This window comes from Halopenitus sp. POP-27 (assembly GCF_029889855.1).
GTDB classification, from domain to species: Archaea; Halobacteriota; Halobacteria; order Halobacteriales; family Haloferacaceae; genus Halopenitus; species Halopenitus malekzadehii.
In genome coordinates this window covers 1-2,048 of the sequence record NZ_JARANU010000033.1, presented here as the reverse complement: position 1 = coordinate 2,048, position 2,048 = coordinate 1, and the positions used below count along the sequence as shown (strand labels likewise).

Here is a 2,048-nt window from a genome sequence, read left to right as displayed (position 1 = left end):
CCCGAACTTCCCCCGAACTTCCCCTTCGGAGCGTCGTCCCCTCACACGTCGTAGGAACTGTCGCCGACGACCGCCTCGAACTCGCCGCGGCCGGTCGCGGTCTCCGGATCGTACTCGGTGACGCGGACGGCGACCTGATCGTCGATCGCGTCCGGGTCCATCCCCTCGACGAGCAGTCGCGTATCGCCGATCAGGGCGGTTCCGACCCCCTCGGCGGGGTCGTACCCGCTGACGAAGACCGACACCGTCGTCCCGGGCTCGAGCGCAGGCGTGGTCGTCCGGAAGGACCACCCGGCCAGGAACTTCTCGAGAACGCTCATACGCGCGCCACCTCCTCGCTCTCGCGGTCGATGACGTACTCACGGCCGAACCCGGTCACCGCGGCGACGACGAACACCGCCACGAGGATCCAGCCGTGGAAGACGAACGGCCACACCTCCGCCGGGTTCACGAGCATCCCCGCCTCGAACCACGGGAAGGTATCGGGCAGTCCGACCATCGCCGAGTAGCCCGCGAGGACGCCGCCGGACCACGGGAAGATGTAGCCGAGCGCCGCCGTCTGGGCGTCGAGGATGTTCGCCCGGCGGTAGCCGTTGATGTTGAACCGCTCGCCGATCCGGGCGATGTAGGGCCCGATGGCGATCTCGGCGGCGGTGTTGATCGTGATCGCGGCGTTGACGAGCGCCGCGGTGCCGACCATCGTCAACTCGGCGTTGCGCACGTTCGTCGCGAGGGTGTCGATCGACCACTCGAGGACGGCCTCGAAGGCGCCGCCGCGGATCATGATCTGGGCGGCCGCGATGATCAACAACACGAGGATCGACAGCGCGAAGAACCCCGCGGCGCCGGCGTAGATCGACCCCCCGACGCCGACGGCGCTCGGGTCGGAGACGATCTCCACGATCGGGAGTCCCGCGAGCGCGTCGGCCGCCGGCGCGTCGGCGGGCGCCCGGAACACGAGGATGTCGGCCGCGGAGGAAAGCCCCGCCATCAAGTTGAATCCAACCGCGAGCACGATCCCCCACGAGATCGCCTCCACGATGTGGCGCCCGACGACCGCGGCGACGATCACGACGCCCATCGAGAGGAGGTGGATCAACGCGATCGGATTGGCGCCCTGAACGAGCACCGCACGCGGATCGCCGGCGACGTCGAGTCCCGGCAACAGCGCGCTGGCGACGACGTACGCCGGCAACGCGATCGCGGCCGCGACGATCGCGTATTTAAATCGCGAGGCGACGACGCCGCCGATGTCGGCGTCCTGGGTGACGGCGGAGACGATCGTCGTGTCCGAGACCGGCGCGAGGTTGTCGCCGAAGATCGCTCCCGAGAGGATCGCCCCGAACGTGAGCGTCGGGTTCGCGCCGAGCAGGATCCCCGCCGGGAAAAACAGGCCGACGAACGCGACGCTCGTGCCGTATCCGGTCCCGATCCCGGTCGCGAGCACGGCCGCGAGCACGAACGTGATCGCCGGGAAGGCGGTGGCACCGACGCCGGCGACGTCGGCGACCCAGACGAGCCCGCCGGCTTGCAGCGTCTCCGTGAACATCCCCGCCCACATCCACGCCACGATGGCCGTCACCGCCACCGGCTGGGTCATCCCCTCGAAGATCGTGTTCGCGTAGTCGCTCCACGAGCCCTTCACGAGGAACATTCCCAGGATGAGCCCGATCAACATTCCCGCAACCAGTCCGGTCGTATCCGACACGCGCAACAGGGCGGTCTGAACGATCGCCCAGCCGACGAAGAACACGATCGGGGCCGCGCTGGCACCCCGGCCGCCGTAGAACTCGAGCCGTGGGCCCTCCGACGAGCCCACGCCCTCGAACTCCGCGGTCGGATCCTCACTCGTCGTTTCGTCCATACGACCCCGAATCACACCCCGGGTGACTAAACGGTTCGGTGTGTGTTTGCGGCGGAACCTGGCGTCCCCCTTCGATTCACAGGCGGTACAAGGCGGATGCCCCAACCCTTGAGGTCGGGGAGGAAGCCGACAACAGATGACACAAACCACGCTACAGTGACAGCCCGACTCCTGAATATATAAA

2 protein-coding genes are annotated in these 2,048 nt (G+C 68.0%); both read right to left on the bottom strand.

What is annotated here, in order from left to right; all coding sequences use genetic code 11:
* Positions 1-41 precede the first annotated feature (41 nt).
* Positions 42-320, bottom strand: coding sequence for a TRAM domain-containing protein (locus tag OQF70_RS13395; protein ID WP_092817934.1), 279 nt, complete (start codon positions 318-320; stop codon positions 42-44).
* Positions 317-1,864: a Na+/H+ antiporter NhaC family protein gene (locus tag OQF70_RS13390; RefSeq protein ID WP_280538212.1), complete on the bottom strand. Its 1,548-nt coding sequence runs from the start codon at positions 1,862-1,864 to the stop codon at positions 317-319. Before OQF70_RS13390 ends, OQF70_RS13395 begins: the two co-directional genes overlap by 4 nt.
* Positions 1,865-2,048: the final 184 nt, after the last annotated feature.